The sequence below is a fragment of the Enterobacter sp. ENT02 genome (assembly GCF_019219165.1).
GTDB lineage: Bacteria > Pseudomonadota > Gammaproteobacteria > Enterobacterales > Enterobacteriaceae > Enterobacter > Enterobacter mori.
This window is the reverse complement of record NZ_JAHUWD010000008.1, coordinates 24,703-39,590: the sequence shown is the minus strand read 5'-3', so window position 1 is coordinate 39,590 and position 14,888 is coordinate 24,703. Positions and strand designations below refer to the sequence as shown.

Annotated in this window: 14 protein-coding genes; 5 read left to right on the top strand and 9 right to left on the bottom strand. The window is 54.7% G+C overall.

All coding sequences use genetic code 11. The annotated features are described in order from the left end of the window. Positions 1-10 precede the first annotated feature (10 nt). The 3 genes from wecA to trxA form a co-directional block, all read right to left on the bottom strand. Positions 11-1,114, bottom strand: a complete 1,104-nt coding sequence (gene wecA / locus KW829_RS19570; protein WP_218308874.1) for a UDP-N-acetylglucosamine--undecaprenyl-phosphate N-acetylglucosaminephosphotransferase — start codon at positions 1,112-1,114, stop codon at positions 11-13. Between the two features lie 244 nt (positions 1,115-1,358). Then, positions 1,359-2,618, bottom strand: coding sequence for a transcription termination factor Rho (rho, locus tag KW829_RS19565; RefSeq protein WP_001054528.1), 1,260 nt, complete (start codon positions 2,616-2,618; stop codon positions 1,359-1,361). Between the two features lie 341 nt (positions 2,619-2,959). Next, positions 2,960-3,289 (bottom strand): thioredoxin TrxA, encoded by a 330-nt coding sequence (gene trxA / locus KW829_RS19560; protein ID WP_004386384.1) that lies wholly within the window; start codon positions 3,287-3,289, stop codon positions 2,960-2,962. A 144-nt stretch (positions 3,290-3,433) separates the two neighbouring features. On the opposite strand from trxA, the gene rhlB reads away from it, so the two are divergent. Next, complete coding sequence (gene rhlB, locus KW829_RS19555; RefSeq protein WP_010426359.1) at positions 3,434-4,702, top strand: ATP-dependent RNA helicase RhlB; 1,269 nt, start codon at positions 3,434-3,436, stop codon at positions 4,700-4,702. Between the two features lie 6 nt (positions 4,703-4,708). Continuing rightward, positions 4,709-6,193, top strand: a complete 1,485-nt coding sequence (gene gppA / locus KW829_RS19550; RefSeq protein WP_182946174.1) for a guanosine-5'-triphosphate,3'-diphosphate diphosphatase — start codon at positions 4,709-4,711, stop codon at positions 6,191-6,193. A gap of 51 nt (positions 6,194-6,244) precedes the next feature. On the opposite strand, the gene rep is transcribed toward gppA, so the two are convergent. Continuing rightward, positions 6,245-8,269 carry a DNA helicase Rep gene (gene rep / locus KW829_RS19545; RefSeq protein ID WP_042717736.1) on the bottom strand — a complete coding sequence of 675 codons (2,025 nt, stop codon included), beginning with the start codon at positions 8,267-8,269 and terminating at the stop codon, positions 6,245-6,247. Positions 8,270-8,354: 85 nt separating this feature from the next. Between rep and ppiC the strand changes: the two genes are divergently transcribed. After that, entirely contained in the window at positions 8,355-8,636 is a 282-nt protein-coding gene (gene ppiC / locus KW829_RS19540) for a peptidylprolyl isomerase PpiC (RefSeq protein WP_006812396.1), read from the top strand. A 55-nt stretch (positions 8,637-8,691) separates the two neighbouring features. Here ppiC and cysE read toward each other — a convergent pair whose 3' ends face one another. The 5 genes from cysE to KW829_RS19515 all read right to left on the bottom strand — a co-directional run bounded on the left by cysE (position 8,692) and on the right by KW829_RS19515 (position 11,801). Then, a complete protein-coding gene (gene cysE, locus KW829_RS19535) occupies positions 8,692-9,513 on the bottom strand; it encodes a serine O-acetyltransferase (protein ID WP_010426365.1) in 822 nt (273 codons plus the stop codon). A gap of 74 nt (positions 9,514-9,587) precedes the next feature. Further along, complete coding sequence (gene gpsA / locus KW829_RS19530; RefSeq protein WP_010426366.1) at positions 9,588-10,607, bottom strand: NAD(P)H-dependent glycerol-3-phosphate dehydrogenase; 1,020 nt, start codon at positions 10,605-10,607, stop codon at positions 9,588-9,590. Next, positions 10,607-11,074 (bottom strand): protein-export chaperone SecB, encoded by a 468-nt coding sequence (gene secB, locus KW829_RS19525; RefSeq protein WP_003860835.1) that lies wholly within the window; start codon positions 11,072-11,074, stop codon positions 10,607-10,609. Before secB ends, gpsA begins: the two co-directional genes overlap by 1 nt. Positions 11,075-11,106: 32 nt before the next feature. Continuing rightward, complete coding sequence (gene grxC / locus KW829_RS19520) at positions 11,107-11,358, bottom strand: glutaredoxin 3 (protein WP_010426371.1); 252 nt, start codon at positions 11,356-11,358, stop codon at positions 11,107-11,109. A gap of 11 nt (positions 11,359-11,369) precedes the next feature. Further along, complete coding sequence (locus KW829_RS19515) at positions 11,370-11,801, bottom strand: rhodanese-like domain-containing protein (RefSeq protein WP_010426372.1); 432 nt, start codon at positions 11,799-11,801, stop codon at positions 11,370-11,372. Positions 11,802-12,050: 249 nt separating this feature from the next. Between KW829_RS19515 and gpmM the strand changes: the two genes are divergently transcribed. Both gpmM and envC read left to right on the top strand, forming a co-directional pair. After that, positions 12,051-13,595 (top strand): 2,3-bisphosphoglycerate-independent phosphoglycerate mutase, encoded by a 1,545-nt coding sequence (gpmM, locus tag KW829_RS19510; protein ID WP_218308873.1) that lies wholly within the window; start codon positions 12,051-12,053, stop codon positions 13,593-13,595. 33 nt (positions 13,596-13,628) lie between these two features. Beyond that, positions 13,629-14,888 carry a murein hydrolase activator EnvC gene (gene envC / locus KW829_RS19505; protein WP_029484911.1) on the top strand — a complete coding sequence of 420 codons (1,260 nt, stop codon included), beginning with the start codon at positions 13,629-13,631 and terminating at the stop codon, positions 14,886-14,888.

Below are 14,888 nucleotides of genomic sequence, written 5' to 3'. Positions count from 1 at the left end.
AGTCCCGGTTTTACTTAGTTAATGTTGTGTTTTTGCCACTGTTCCGACGCATCCTGCGTTTTAAACGTTTAATGAATCGTGCGACTTTCCATGCGCGTTTGATGCAGTAACCGTACATAAAGAATGCTAGCAAGAATAATACCAACATTACCCATTCAGGGATGAAATGAGCATATTCCGCGGCCACACCAATACCGGCGAGAATAGCCGCTGCGAGGGTGATCAGGACAAAAGCCTGACGGGACGTAAACCCGGCGCGCATGATCAGATGGTGGATATGCTGACGGTCAGGGGAGAATGGACTCATCCCTTTACGCAGACGGCGATACATAATCGCCACCATGTCCATCAGCGGGATAGCAATAATCCACAGCGCCGTTACCGGGCTAATCGGATGTGTTTTACCTTGTGTGGTTTCCAGCAAGACCCAGATAACGGTAAAGCCAATCAAGGTACTTCCCGCATCACCCATGAAGACTTTATAGCGACGCCCCAATAAACCGAGGTTGAGGAAGATATAGGGCAGGATGGCGGCAATCATGGCGAAACACCACATTGACAGACTGTACTGACCATCAAACCACAAAATAATACCGATCGCGGCAAACGAGACGGAGGACAACCCGCCGAGCAGGCCGTCAATACCATCGACCATGTTGAAAGCGTTAATTGCCGCCCAGACGGCAAACAGCGTCAGGAAGAAACCAAACGGCCCCAGCACCAGCTCCCACGGGCCAAAAACATAACCCAGACTTCTCAGATACAGGCCACCGACCACCATCATGATGACGCCAATGGCCGCCTGTACGGTCGCGCGAAACTTCACACTGATATCAAATCGGTCATCAAGCGCCCCGACTAACACGAGGACACCCGCACATGCCAGGTAGAGCGCGGCATGCGGAATATAGTAATCCGCGATCGCAAACGTGAAACAGATACCTGCGTAAACCGAAATCCCCCCCACCAGCGGGATAAGCCCCTGATGGCGCTTACGGAAATTCGGCTTGTCCACTAACCCGATTCTTTTTGCTACCTTGCGCGCAATGAACAAAAAACAGGTTGTGAATAAAAAAATACTGATCAGCTCAGTTACTGCAGTGAGTAGATTCACAATGGATTGCTCTCAACAAAAGTTAGTCCCGGAAGTATAACCATGAAGCACCCTGCCTCTGAAGGAATAAAAGGTGGCCTCTCACAACTCCCTTTGTATGTTTTTCAGTCAATTATTTCTTTGACTGTTTAAACCTGCTTATTGTCGCACCGACAGGTCGAAAATGGGAGTCTGTGGTAATAGCGTATAGTCCATAAATGAAAAACGCCACGTAAAAACGTGGCGTTCACTGGGATAATTTACGTTACGAGCGTTTCATCATGTCGAAGAAATCGTCGTTGGTTTTGGTCATCGCCAGTTTGTTGATGAGGAACTCCATTGCGTCGATTTCACCCATTGGATGGATGATTTTGCGCAGGATCCACATTTTCTGCAGCTCTTCCTGAGTGGTGAGCAACTCTTCCTTACGGGTACCGGAACGGTTGTAGTCGATAGCCGGGAAGACGCGTTTTTCAGCGATCTTACGAGAGAGGTGCAGTTCCATGTTGCCTGTACCTTTAAACTCTTCGTAGATAACTTCGTCCATTTTGGAGCCGGTATCAATCAGCGCGGTCGCAATGATGGTCAGGCTGCCGCCCTCTTCTACGTTACGTGCCGCACCGAAGAAGCGCTTCGGACGATGCAGGGCGTTGGCATCCACACCACCGGTCAATACTTTACCGGAAGCTGGCACCACTGTGTTGTACGCACGCGCCAGACGGGTGATGGAGTCGAGCAGGATGATCACGTCTTTCTTGTGCTCAACCAGGCGTTTCGCCTTCTCGATAACCATTTCAGCAACCTGAACGTGGCGAGATGCTGGCTCGTCGAAGGTAGAAGCAACCACTTCACCTTTAACCAGACGCTGCATCTCGGTCACTTCTTCCGGACGTTCGTCAATCAGCAGTACCATCAGCACGCAGTCTGGGTGGTTGTAGGCAATGCTCTGCGCGATGTTCTGCAGCAGCATGGTTTTACCCGCTTTTGGCGGTGCCACAATCAGGCCACGCTGACCACGACCAATAGGTGATGCCAGATCCAGAACGCGAGCGGTTAAGTCTTCGGTAGAACCGTTACCACGCTCCATGCGCAGGCGAGAGTTCGCGTGCAGCGGCGTTAAGTTCTCAAAGAGGATCTTATTGCGCGAGTTTTCCGGTTTGTCGTAGTTAACTTCGTTAACTTTCAACAACGCAAAGTAGCGTTCACCCTCTTTTGGAGGACGAATCTTACCTGAAATGGTGTCACCAGTGCGGAGGTTGAAACGGCGGATTTGGCTAGGGGATACGTAGATGTCGTCAGGGCCGGCGAGGTAGGAGCTGTCTGCAGAGCGGAGGAAACCAAATCCGTCTTGCAATATCTCCAGCACACCGTCGCCAAAGATATCTTCGCCACTCTTAGCGTGCTGCTTCAGGATGGCGAAAATGATGTCCTGCTTGCGCATACGAGCCTGGTTTTCCAGCCCCATATTTTCGCCGAGAGTGATCAGCTCAGAAACCGGCGTATTCTTTAATTCGGTAAGATTCATAATGGTGTGGGTTCTTAAACTCGGGGTGATTCTCGAACTTAATGTTGTGAATGGTATGGCAGGGTCATCCATGCCTGTTTAGCGGCCATCAACTCATGTCTGTTCGCTGTCTGGTCACAGGGAAAGAACGCAGAACTGAAACGACAAGACGGATTGAGTGACAAGCCCGGAATCTAGCAACTTCACGCACTGTTCATGTTAACAACGGGAAGTATCGGGTAAAACAAGATTCAAACAACAAGATATGTTTAAAACGAAGTCATAGCTAACTTAGCACGACTAAAGCCGGGCGTCCAGAGATCCACACAATTTAGGCGCTCAGGACGCTCAGCCGAGAAACCTTACGCCAGATTAGCGTCGAGGAACTCTTTCAATTGACCTTTGGACAGTGCGCCCACTTTGGTCGCTGCCACTTCACCGTTTTTGAACAGCAGCAGGGTCGGGATGCCACGGATACCGTATTTTGGCGCGGTGCCCGGGTTCTGGTCGATGTTCAGCTTGGCAACGGTCAGTTTGCCCTGATATTCGTCAGCGATTTCATCCAGAATCGGGGCGATCATTTTGCAAGGACCACACCATTCAGCCCAGAAATCGACGAGGGTTAGCCCGTCAGCCTTAAGCACGTCCGTGTCAAAACTGTCGTCAGTCAGGTGAATAATTTTATCGCTCATATATAACTCCACAGGAATAAGCCTGGTACGTTGGTTTTGTCTCCACCAACGACGTGTTGATGTCGCATTAACCAACTAAAGGTTGACTTTATTTCACCGGATACGCTTTCGTAAAGCAATAGTAAGCTGATATTCTACCACACTATGAGCAAAACACATTTAACAGAACAGAAGTTTTCCGACTTCGCCCTGCACCCAAAAGTGATCGAAGCCCTTGAAAATAAAGGGTTTCATAACTGCACGCCCATTCAGGCTCTCGCCCTGCCGCTTACGCTGGCCGGTCGCGATGTTGCAGGGCAGGCGCAAACCGGTACTGGCAAAACGATGGCGTTCTTAACGTCAACGTTTCATTATTTACTGTCTCATCCAGCGATTGCAGACCGCAAAGTTAACCAGCCGCGCGCGCTTATTATGGCCCCGACGCGAGAACTGGCGGTACAGATCCACGCAGACGCTGAACCCCTGGCGCAGGCTACTGGCCTGAAGCTTGGCCTGGCCTATGGCGGCGACGGCTACGATAAGCAGCTGAAAGTGCTGGAAAGCGGTGTGGATATCCTGATCGGTACCACTGGCCGTCTTATCGACTACGCCAAACAAAACCATATCAACCTCGGTGCCATCCAGGTTGTCGTGCTGGATGAAGCCGACCGTATGTACGATCTGGGCTTCATTAAAGACATCCGCTGGCTGTTCCGCCGCATGCCTGCTGCGAATCAGCGTCTGAACATGCTGTTCTCTGCAACCCTTTCTTATCGCGTTCGCGAACTGGCGTTCGAACAAATGAACAACGCCGAGTATGTGGAAGTGGAGCCAGAGCAGAAAACAGGTCACCGCATTAAAGAAGAGCTCTTCTATCCTTCGAATGAAGAGAAAATGCGTCTGCTGCAAACGCTGATCGAAGAAGAATGGCCCGATCGCGCCATCATCTTTGCGAACACCAAACACCGCTGTGAAGATATCTGGGGCCATCTGGCTGCAGACGGTCACCGTGTTGGTCTGCTGACCGGCGACGTCGCACAGAAAAAACGCCTGCGTATTCTTGAAGAATTTACCCGTGGCGATCTCGATATTCTGGTCGCAACCGACGTTGCCGCTCGTGGTCTGCACATCCCAGCCGTGACGCACGTTTTTAACTATGATCTGCCAGATGACTGCGAAGACTATGTACACCGTATCGGTCGTACCGGTCGTGCGGGCGCAAGCGGTCACTCTATTAGCCTTGCGTGTGAAGAGTATGCGCTGAATCTTCCAGCCATTGAGACCTACATCGGTCACTCTATTCCGCAGAGCAAATACAACCCGGAAGCGCTGTTAAGCGAACTGCCGCCGCCGAAGCGTCTTACTCGCCCACGCTCCGGCAATGGTCCGCGTCGTTCTGGTGGCGCACCGCGTAATCGTCGTCGTTCAGGTTAAGAAATTATGCTCAGTTCCACCTCGCTATATGCGGCAATTGATCTCGGTTCGAATAGTTTTCATATGCTGGTTGTGCGCGAGGTGGCGGGAAGCATACAGACGCTGACGCGCATTAAGCGCAAGGTCCGCCTGGCGGCGGGCCTGAGCAGCGACAATCACCTCTCCCCCGAAGCCATGGAACGTGGCTGGCAGTGTCTGCGCCTCTTTGCTGAGCGCCTGCAGGACATACCCCATACCCAAATCCGCGTTGTCGCTACCGCGACGCTTCGCCTGGCGGTTAATGCCGTGGATTTTATTGCCAAAGCGCAGGAAATTCTCGGTTGCCCGGTGCAGGTCATCAGCGGTGAAGAAGAAGCGCGTCTGATCTATCAGGGCGTGGCGCACACCACCGGGGGTGACGATCGCCGTCTGGTGGTGGATATTGGCGGAGCGAGCACTGAACTGGTCACCGGCACGGGCGCCCAGGCGACGTCGCTGTTCAGCCTGTCGATGGGCTGCGTGACCTGGCTTGAGCGCTACTTTACCGACCGCAATCTCGCGCAAGAGAACTTCGACGAGGCTGAAAATGCCGCGCGCGAGGTGCTGCGTCCGGTCATGGACGAATTGCGCTACCACGGCTGGAAAGTGTGTGTTGGCGCGTCCGGAACCGTACAGGCGTTGCAGGAAATCATGATGGCGCAGGGGATGGACGAGCGGATCACGCTTGCCAAACTCCAGCAACTGAAGCAACGCGCTATTCAGTGTGGTCGGCTGGAAGAGCTGGAAATTGAAGGCCTGACGCTTGAGCGTGCATTGGTTTTTCCAAGCGGCCTGGCCATTCTGATCGCCATTTTCACCGAACTGAACATCCAGTGCATGACCCTGGCAGGCGGCGCGCTGCGCGAAGGTCTGGTCTACGGAATGCTGCATCTGTCGGTTGATCTGGACATCCGCAGCCGTACGCTGCGTAACGTTCAGCGCCGCTTCATTGTGGATACCGAGCAGGCGCAACGGGTGGGACAGCTGGCGTCGCTCTTTGCGGACCAGGTCAAACAGCGTTGGGATATTGAACCATTAAGTCGCGATTTGCTGCTAAGTGCCTGTGCGCTGCATGAAATTGGCCTGAGCGTTGAGTACAAGCAAGCGCCGCTGCATGCCGCCTGGCTGGTGCGTAATCTTGATTTGCCGGGCTATACCCCTGCGCAGAAAAAATTGCTCGCTACCCTGCTGCTAAACCAGACCAATGCCGTGGACCTCTCTTCACTCCACCAGCAAAATGCGGTGCCGCCGCGCGTGGCCGAGCATCTGTGCCGTTTACTTCGTCTGGCGATTTTGTTTGCCAGCCGTCGCCGCGACGATCTCCTCCCGGCAATTACGCTGGTGGCAGACGATGAAAAGCTCACGCTGACGCTACCGGAAAATTGGTTGGATAATCACCCACTTGGGGCAGAGCTGATCGAGCAAGAGTGCCAGTGGCAGAGCTACGTGCACTGGGCGCTTGAGATAAAGTAAGTCGCTGAACAATGCCGGGTGGCGGCTTCGCCTTACCCGGCCTACTCATCATTATCCCTTCTCTTTGGCTTTTGCCAGCATGGCGCGAATATTCGCCACGTTAGCCTGTCCCTTGTGCATGCGCTCTTCCGCGGTAATGACTTTGCGTTCCTGCTCCCAGATGAGGTCGTCCTGAGGTAGCTCCAGCAGGAAACGGCTCGGCTCAGGGCGCACCAGTTCACCGTACTGTCTGCGCTCTTTACACAGGGTAAAAATCAGCTCTTTCTGCGCGCGGGTGATCCCCACGTAGGCCAGTCGACGCTCTTCATCGACGTTATCTTCATCAATGCTGCTCTGGTGCGGCAGTAAGCCCTCTTCCATACCGACCAGATAGACATACGGGAATTCCAGACCTTTGGACGCATGCAGGGTCATCAACTGCACCTGGTCGGCCTCTTCCTCACTCTCACCGCGCTCCATCATATCGCGCAGCGTAAAGCGGGTGACTACCTGGGTCAGCGTCATCGGCTCGTCAATGTCCGAGCCTTCCAGCATTTCGGTCATCCAGCTAAAGAGCTGGTTGACGTTTTTCATTCGCATCTCGGCCGCTTTCGGGCTGGCAGAGGTTTCGTACAGCCAGGATTCGTAGTCGATACCATGGATCAGGTCCCGCACGGCAGCCACAGGCTCACGCTCTGCCAGCCGCTGTACTTCACCAAGCCAGTGGGTGAAGCGGGTTAAGTTGTCATATCCGCGTCCCGTCAGCGTCTGGCTTAGCCCCATGTCAAAGCTGGCGGTAAACAGGCTTTTATTGCGGGTCATCGCCCACTCGCCCAGCTTTTGCAGCGTCGCCGGGCCGATCTCGCGTTTCGGCGTATTCACAATGCGCAGGAAGGCACTGTCATCATCCGGGTTAGTCAGCACGCGCAGATAGGCCAGCAGATCTTTGATTTCCGGGCGCGAGAAGAATGAGGTTCCACCCGAAATTTTGTAAGGAATACGGTTCTGCATCAGCATCTTTTCAAACACGCGCGACTGGTGATTACCGCGATAAAGGATTGCGTAATCCTTGTACTCCGTTTTATTCACAAAGTGATGGGCAATCAGCTCACCGGTGACGCGTTCGGCTTCGTGTTCTTCATTGTTGGCGCTGAGCACTTTCAGCTCTGTACCGTAGCCCAGCTCGGAGAAAAGACGCTTCTCAAACACGTGTGGGTTATTGGCGATCAGGATATTCGCCGCTTTCAGGATGCGACCGGACGAACGGTAGTTCTGCTCCAGCTTAATCACCTGCAACGCCGGGAAATCTTTGCTCAGCAGCACCAGGTTTTGCGGACGCGCGCCGCGCCAGGAGTAGATCGACTGATCGTCGTCGCCAACCACGGTGAAACGCGCGCGTTGCCCTACCAGCAATTTCACCAGCTCGTACTGGCTGGTGTTGGTGTCCTGATATTCATCCACCAGCAGGTAGCGGATCTTGTTCTGCCAGCGCTCGCGCACCTCTTCATTACGCTGCAACAGCAACGTCGGCAGCAGGATCAGGTCGTCGAAATCCAGCACGTTACACGCTTTCATGTGCGCGTCGTACAGACCATAGCAGTGAGCGAAGATACGATCCCGTTCCCCTTTCGCGCTGGCTGCCGCCTGGGCTGGCGTCATCAGATCGTTTTTCCAGTTGGAGATCGTCGAGATCAGCTGTTGCAGCAGGACTTTGTCATCTTCAATCAGCCCTTCCGTCAGCTCTTTAAGCAGCGCCACCTGGTCAGTATCATCGAAAAGCGAGAAGTTGGACTTCATCCCCAGCGCCGCGTATTCGCGTTTAATAATATCCAGCCCCAGCGTGTGGAAGGTGGAGATCATCAGCCCGCGCGCCTCTTTACGGCCCAGCGTCTGCCCCACACGCTCTTTCATCTCGCGCGCCGCTTTGTTGGTAAACGTTACGGCAGCGATGTGCCGCGCCTGATACCCGCATCCACGGATCAGGTGGGCGATCTTATTGGTGATGACTCGCGTTTTGCCCGATCCTGCACCCGCCAGCACCAGGCAGGGTCCGGTGACGAATTCGACGGCTTGTTGTTGTCCGGGGTTTAAACGCATAAAAGATCACTCAATGAAAGTCGGGAGAGGAGGAAAAACGCGTGGTAGTATACCGAGCGTAAACTAGTCGACTCAAGGCACGATCATGGCAAAAACAGCAGCAGCACTGCATATCCTTGTTAAAGAAGAGAAACTGGCACAGGATCTTCTGGAACAGATTAAAAACGGCGCCGACTTCGGCAAGCTGGCGAAGAAGCACTCTATCTGCCCGTCAGGTAAACGTGGCGGTGACCTGGGTGAATTCCGCCAGGGCCAGATGGTTCCGGCATTCGATAAAGTGGTCTTCTCTTGCCCGGTACTGGAGCCAACCGGTCCCCTGCACACGCAGTTCGGATACCACATTATCAAAGTGTTATACCGCAACTAACAAAAAGCCCGGTGAGTCAATGCACCGGGCTTTTTTGTCAATGGCTGCCGACAGGCTAAATGCCGTCGCCATACTCGAACGTATGATGAATACCGTTGAAGTGCTGATCCATATCCATCGACGGTTTATCGCTATCCGGTTTACCGACAATGCGCGCCGGTACGCCAGCAGCGGTGGTGTGCGGCGGTACAGGCTGCAGCACAACTGAGCCCGCCCCTATTTTGGCCCCACGTCCCACTTCGATATTACCGAGGATCTTCGCTCCCGCGCCAATCATCACCCCTTCACGGATCTTCGGATGGCGATCGCCGCTGGTTTTACCGGTACCGCCCAGGGTAACCGACTGCAGGATAGAGACATCATCTTCAATCACCGCCGTTTCGCCGACAACAATGCCAGTGGCGTGGTCGAGCATGATGCCACGACCAATTTTCGCCGCAGGGTGAATGTCCACCTGGAAGGTCACAGAAACCTGATTTTGCAGGAAGATAGCCAGCGCGCGGCGGCCTTCATTCCATAACCAGTGGCCGATGCGATAAGCCTGAAGCGCGTGGAAGCCCTTCAGATACAGCAGCGGCGTGGAGTATTTATCGACCGCCGGGTCACGCGTGCGCACGGCCTGGATATCACAGGCAGCAGAGGCGATCATTTCCGGGTCAGCGGCATAGGCCTCTTCCACCACTTCACGAATAGCGATAGCAGGCATGATGGAGGAAGCCAGTTTATTGGCGAGCATATAGCTCAGGGCGCTGCCGAGGTCTTCGTGCTTGAGTAGCGTCGCGTGGTAGAAACTGGCCAGCATAGGCTCGCAGTCGGCCAAAGCCCGGGCTTCGGCTTTAATATTGTTCCAGACGATATCCAGTTCTTCACACGGCATTGCTTACTCCAGACGATAGTTAATGACCAGCCAGTTCTGCGCTGGCTGGGTCATTCAGGTGACAACGGTTCCGACTAGTTACTGCTGCGCTCGTCCTTGCGCGCACGACCTAATAAGGTCAATGCTGCCTCGCGCGCATTTTTTCCGCAATACAATACCTGATAAATTTCCTCGGTTATTGGCATTTCGACACCGAAACGGTGCGCCAACTCGCGGACTTCCTTTGTATTGCGGTAGCCTTCAACCACCTGACCAATCTTCTCCTGCGCACTTTTTACATCGCTGCCCTGACCGAGCATCATGCCGAAGCGGCGGTTACGAGACTGGTTATCGGTACAGGTCAACACCAGGTCACCCAGGCCCGCCATGCCCATAAAGGTGGCGGGATCGGCACCCAGCGCTGCGCCCAGGCGCGACATCTCGGTCAGACCGCGGGTGATCAGCGCAGTACGTGCGTTCGCACCAAAACCGATACCGTCGGACATCCCGGCACCGATGGCAATCACGTTCTTCACTGCGCCGCCCAGCTGTACACCGATGAAATCGGGGTTACTGTAGACGCGGAAGCTCTTGCCGCAGTGCAGCAGCTGCTGGAGATCGTCAGAGAAGGCCTGGTCAGTGGATGCCAGTGAAATCGCTGTCGGCAGGCCAGCAGCAAGCTCTTTGGCAAACGTCGGTCCGGAAATCACCGCAAGCGGGATATCATCGCCCAGCGCTTCGCGGGCTACGTCCTGCAGCAGGCGTCCGGTTTCCGCTTCCAGCCCTTTTGTCGCCCAGACAATGCGTGCATCCGGGCGCATCAGCGGCTTGATCTGACGCAGTACTTCGCCAAACACATGGCTCGGCACCACAATCAGAATGTTGCGGCTGGCCGCCAGCGCGGTCGCGAGGTCGCTTTCCAGGTGCAGGGAGTCAGGGAACGGAACGTCCGGGAGAAACGCCACGTTGCAGCGGTCGCGTTGCAACGTCGCGATATGTTTGGGATCGTGGCCCCACAAGACCACGTCGTGACCATTTCTTGCCAGCGTGATGGCAAGAGCGGTGCCGTAAGAGCCGGCACCGATCACAATCATTGACGCATTAACAGTGCTCATCAGGCATCCTGATGTTGTTCGGCACCTTCGCCAGCCTGCTGCTGCAGATAGTTCATGAACAGCGCATCAAAGTTAACTGGCGCAAGGTTCAGTTGCGGGAATGTACCGCGAGAGACCAGGCTGGTGATGCATTCGCGAGCATACGGGAACAGAATGTTCGGGCAGTATGCACCCAGGCAATGTGCCATCTGGTTGCCTTCGATACCGCCAATGGAGAAGATGCCGCCCTGCTGTACTTCACACAGGAACGCCGTTTCTTCGCCCAGAGATGCGGTTACGGTCACACGCAGTACAACTTCATACACATCATCCGCCAGTTGGGTGGATGCGGTATCAAGATCAAGTTTAACCTCTGGCTGCCAATCTTTCTGGAAAACGTGTGGCGCATTTGGCGCTTCGAAAGAGACATCTTTGGTGTAGATGCGCTGGATCTGGAAAGTCATTTCAGTGTTGTTTTGTTCTGACATGGAAAAACCCTTTTTAATTGTCCTAAAGTCTCTTAGCTCAGCAGCGGATCGAGTCCACCACGGGCGTCGAGCGCATACAAGTCATCACAGCCACCAATGTGCTGCGCATCAATGAAAATCTGCGGAACCGTCGTGCGACCACTGCGTTGGATCATCTCTTCGCGTTTAATCGCGTCACCATCGATTGGCAGTTCCTGGAACGTTACGCCTTTGCTGTTCAGCAGTGCTTTCGCACGGTGGCAGAACGGGCAAGTTGCTTTGGTGTAGATCTCAATATTGGCCATCACTGAACTCCTTATTTACCGCGAACTAAAGGAAGATTTTCCCCGCTCCAGCCGGAAATACCTTCTTTCAGTACCGTTACGTTTTCGAAGCCTGCTTTATGCAGTGCGTTGGCAGATTCCTGCGCCTGCATGCCGGTGCCGTCAACAACGATGATCGGCTGGGCTTTATGTTTTTCCAGCTCACCAATGTTGTTCGCTTTGATTTCAGCAGGCAGCAGGTTAATAGAGCCTGCAATGTGACCTTTGCGGAAATCGTCGCGCTGACGCAAATCGACGACGACGGCGTCTTCTTTGTTGATCAGACGTGTCGCTTCACCGCGGGTGATCACCTTAATTTTAGACGTCAGTCCCTTAAAGGTGGTGAACAGCACAGCGACCAGCAGGCCAATCCACGCGATGCTCAGAACCGGGTGGCGGCTAACGAATTGCATAATTTCTTGCATGGGGGGTAACAACTCCCGACTAAGTGATTAAAAAAAACCAGGACAGGAGTATACCTGTGCGTTGTGGCAAATACAGCCAGCGACAATAAGCTAATCGATTTTCTGCGGCATGCCACGAAAAAAAAGCCTCAAAATATCCGGGGAAGTGCCTTGCCCCTACGCATTCTTTGATCTTCTGCGGCTATTTGATCGATTCAGCTGTAGTAAAATTACGCAAATTTTTCGTCTCTTGAGCATGAGGTTGTCGCAATGTCGGTTTCAAAAAAACCTATGGTACTGGTGATTCTGGATGGCTATGGCTACCGTGAAGACAGCCAGGATAACGCTATTTTCAACGCCAAAACGCCGGTGATGGATGCACTGTGGGCGAAACGCCCTCATACCCTAATTGACGCGTCTGGCCTGGAAGTGGGCCTGCCGGACCGCCAGATGGGCAACTCCGAAGTCGGTCACGTTAACCTGGGCGCGGGTCGTATCGTGTATCAGGACCTGACGCGTCTGGACGTTGAAATCAAAGAACGCACCTTCTTCTCCAACCCAACGCTCGCAGGTGCGGTAGATAAAGCCGTTGCCGCAGGTAAAGCCGTGCACATTATGGGCCTGCTCTCTGCAGGCGGCGTGCACAGCCACGAAGATCACATCATGGCGATGGTTGAACTGGCCGCCGAGCGCGGTGCGGAAAAAATCTATCTGCACGCTTTCCTGGACGGCCGCGATACGCCGCCACGCAGCGCAAAAGGCTCTCTGCAAGCCTTCGAAGAGAAATTCGCCGCGCTGGGCAAAGGCCGCGTGGCGTCCATCATTGGTCGTTACTACGCGATGGACCGCGACAACCGCTGGGATCGCGTTGAACAGGCCTATGACCTGATGACACAGGCAAAAGGTGAATTCCAGTTCGCGACCGCCGTTGAAGCACTGGAAGCCGCTTACGCACGCGATGAAAACGATGAATTCGTGAAAGCATCCGTCATTCGCGCCGAAGGCCAGGCTGATGCCGCCATGGAAGATGGCGACGCGCTGATCTTCATGAACTTCCGCGCTGACCGCGCGCGCGAAATCACCCGCGCATTCGTGAACAGCGACTTCGACGGTTTCGCCCGCAATAAAGTGGTGAAACTGGACTTCATCCAGCTGACTGAATACGCCGCAGACATCAAAGCGCCTTGCGCTTATCCACCAGCATCACTGGCAAACACCTTCGGCGAGTGGATGGCGAAGAACGATAAAACGCAGCTGCGTATCTCTGAAACCGAAAAATACGCGCACGTGACCTTCTTCTTCAACGGCGGCGTTGAAGAGCCGTTCAAAGGTGAAGACCGCATTCTGATCAACTCGCCGAAAGTCGCTACCTACGACCTGCAGCCAGAGATGAGCTCTGCCGAGCTGACTGAAAAACTGGTTGCGGCCATCGAAAGCGGTAAGTACGACACCATCATCTGTAACTACCCGAATGGTGACATGGTGGGCCACACCGGCGTGATGGAAGCAGCGGTTAAAGCAGTTGAAGCGCTGGACAACTGTGTCGAGCAGGTAGCAAAAGCCGTTGAGTCTGTGGGCGGCCAGCTGCTGATCACCGCTGACCACGGTAACGCGGAGCAAATGCGCGACCCGGCGACCGGCCAGGCACACACCGCGCACACTAACCTGCCTGTTCCGCTGATTTATGTGGGTGATAAATCACTGAAAGCAGTGGAAGGCGGCAAGCTTTCCGACATCGCGCCAACCATGTTGACGCTGATGGGCATGCCGATCCCTGAAGAGATGACTGGTAAGCCGCTGTTCATCGTGGAATAATCGCTCCCCATGAGGGGAAAGGCGATTTTTTCAATCACATGGGTCGTGAAGCCGCTTAGGTTATCAGTCAGACCTCTGTTTTACGCCAGCGCACTCAGCGCTGGCGTATTGCTGTGCGCCGCATCCGCCCACGCGGATGACCGCGACCAGCTGAAGTCCATTCAGGCCGATATCGCCGCCAAAGAGCGTGCGGTACGCCAGCAACAGCAACAGCGTTCCTCGCTTCTTGCCCAGCTTAAGCAGCAGGAAGAGGCGATCTCCGCCGCCGCACGCAAACTCCGTGAAACGCAAAACACCCTCGCCCAGTTGAACAAACAGATCGATGAGATGAACGCGTCGATAGCCAAACTGGAACGCCAGCGTGATGCCCAGGAGCGCAATCTTGCCGCACAGCTTGATGCCGCGTTTCGTCAAGGTGAACACACCGGCCTTCAACTGATCCTTAGCGGGGAAGAGAGCCAGCGCGGCCAGCGTCTGCAGGCCTACTTTGGCTACCTGAACCAGGCGCGTCAGGAGACGATCGCGCAACTGAAGCAGACGCGCGAAGAGGTCACCACCCAGAAAGCCGAGCTGGAAGAGAAGCAGACCCAGCAGCAGACGTTACTCTACGATCAGCAGGCTCAGCAGGCGAAGCTGGAGCAGGCGCGCAACGAGCGTAAGAAAACCCTGTCCGGCCTTGAGTCTTCCATTCAGGAAGGCCAGAGCCAGCTGAGCGAAATGCGCGCTAACGAATCGAAACTGCGTAACAGCATTGCGCGAGCAGAAGCCGCGGCGAAAGCGCGCGCGGAAAAAGAGGCGCGCGAGGCGCAGGCCGTTCGCAACAAGCAGCAGGAAGCGTCCCGTAAAGGTACGACCTACAAACCAAGCGAAAGCGAACGCTCTCTGATGTCGCGCACCGGCGGTTTAGGCTCGCCTCGCGGCCAGGCTTACTGGCCGGTTCGCGGTTCCATTCTGCATCGCTATGGCGAACAGCTGCAGGGTGAACTACGTTGGAAAGGGATCGTTATCGGTGCGTCTGAAGGTAGCGAAGTGAAAGCCATCGCCGATGGCCGCGTGATCCTGGCCGACTGGCTGCAGGGTTACGGGCTGGTCGTGGTGGTCGAACACGGTAAAGGCGACATGAGCCTTTACGGCTACAACCAGAGCGCGCTGGTCAGCGTCGGCACTCAGGTGCGCGCAGGTCAACCCATCGCCCTTGTGGGCAGCAGTGGCGGTCAGGGCCGCCCGTCACTCTATTTCGAAATTCGTCGCCAGGGTCAGGCGGTCAATCCACAGCCGTGGTTGGGAAGATAA